At 54.5% G+C, this 1807-nt stretch carries 2 protein-coding genes; both read left to right on the top strand.

The window, feature by feature from the left end; genetic code table 11:
• On the top strand, positions 1-379 hold a 379-nt coding region (locus QQS14_RS16320), incomplete at its 5' end, for a hypothetical protein (protein WP_285908079.1).
• Positions 380-805: 426 nt separating this feature from the next.
• Positions 806-1807, top strand: a complete 1002-nt coding sequence (locus tag QQS14_RS16315) for a hypothetical protein (RefSeq protein WP_285908078.1) — start codon at positions 806-808, stop codon at positions 1805-1807.

Raw genomic sequence — 1807 nt, 5'->3', positions numbered from 1 at the left:
AATGTCAAAATTCCGCAACCAACCTGTCGTCCGAAAGATCGTCGACGGGCTGACCGACCTGAATCTGCCCCAAGTGTCATGGTCGAAGGACGTTCTCGTGGCGTCGTTGACCGGGGAGTGCCAGGCCAACACCGAGCCAAGCAACGTCTGCATCGCGTTGCATTTCAATTTTGATCTTGAGGACGAGGAGTACGGGGAGCACGTGCAGATCGTCACGGTCGAGTCGTGCATCAAGGGCGGCGGGACCGGGCTGGTGTCCGTGGTCATGGACTGCCTGCCCGAGGACATGAAGGTGTGCGTCTACGACTCCACCGAGGGCGAAGCCAAGACGTTCTGGCCGAAGATGGCCGCGAAGTATCCGAACATCGTGCGCTATTAGAGTGTCTATGGTTAAGCCAGCAACGACATCTGGCCCTGTGGTGTTTGAATGGAATTCGGAACTATTTTGCACGCTGTAGCATCTGTCTGAACACATGAAATTTGTAACATTTTGTTTTCCCGAGGCTCTATGGGAGTGGGCTGCTCAGCTCCTTCTATCCTTTTGACACCACTGTATGCCAGCAGGTCTTTGGGAAAACTTGGCAAAGCGGATAAAAATGTCGCGTAATTCATCGGAATTATTACCCTAAAACTGTATTTGTGGATCATTGCTTCGAATGCACTCCAAAAACCATGTCAAGTTCCTTTTTTGTGTTTCTTTTGTCCTTTTAGTGCCCATTTTCGCCCGTTCTCATCCGAGGCAGAAAACCGGGGTTAGGATGTCGGATCTTTGAACAATCTACATCCTGAAAGGAGGAACTGAATCATGTTTGACTTTGGAAACTCGCTTCTCACCATGAACCCTGACGAGCAGAAGAAGATGCTTGCCAACCGGACTCCCGGCCAGCGCAAGTCCGCCTTGGAAATGGGCATTGGCTTCAAGAATCAGAACCAACGGCAACAGCAGCCCCAGCAGGAGTGGGACGCCTACCGTGACTTGGATCGACTGAATACCATCGTTGAGAAAGAAAACGAGGCGCATGACTTCTTCGGCAAGGGGCTGGCCGACTGGAAGAAGAGCGTGACGGGCAAGCAGTCGGCCAGAGATGCCACCAGCCTCAGGAAGCAGTTCGACGACTACGAGTCTTCCGTCCTTACCACCGTGCCCAAGGGCGGCAAACGGCACACTGCGCTGACCGATTCGCTGCCCAAGATCAAGAGCAGCTTCTTGAAGGAGAGCCACCAGTTCGCCTTGGACAAGCTCAACCAGCACACCCGCACCGTCCTCGACAAGGGCTTGCAGCGCATCGCCAAGGGGGCGCTTGGCTCCAGGACCAGGGACGACATCAAGGCCCACGATGACGCGGCGTTCGACCTCATCAACAAGTACGTGCTGTCCGAGGCCAAGTTTGACGAGAAGGACGCCGACGCCATGTACGACAAGTACCTGGGGTATGCGGGTGTTGAAAAGCCCAAACCGGCGGAAGGTGAGGCTCGGGAACATGGTGATCGGCAGGAAGCGATAGCGGCCAAGGTGAAAGCGGAAGTCGCTCCGGCTGAAGCACCATCCGAATCTTCGGCGCAGCATGCGCGGGAAATGGAAGAAAAAGCCGAAGCCGCTATGCCGGATAACTCAACTGAAGCTGCCCGCCTCATCGGAAAGTGGGAGAAACAAAGCGGCAACAGCGTAGGGGATGTCGAAGAACATTACAGGCAGAAGCCCGGCGGCAAGCCGACATGGGTGAAAGAAGAACTTGGCAAGACCGAGTATTACGAAAAAAGAGCCAAGGATTTCGAGGAGCGTAATCCGGGTGTAAAGTCCCCGTAA

Source organism: Pseudodesulfovibrio pelocollis (genome assembly GCF_030282845.1).
GTDB classification, from domain to species: Bacteria; Desulfobacterota; Desulfovibrionia; order Desulfovibrionales; family Desulfovibrionaceae; genus Pseudodesulfovibrio; species Pseudodesulfovibrio pelocollis.
Note: the sequence above shows the minus strand (reverse complement) of the source record. Positions and strands in the feature narration are given on the sequence as shown.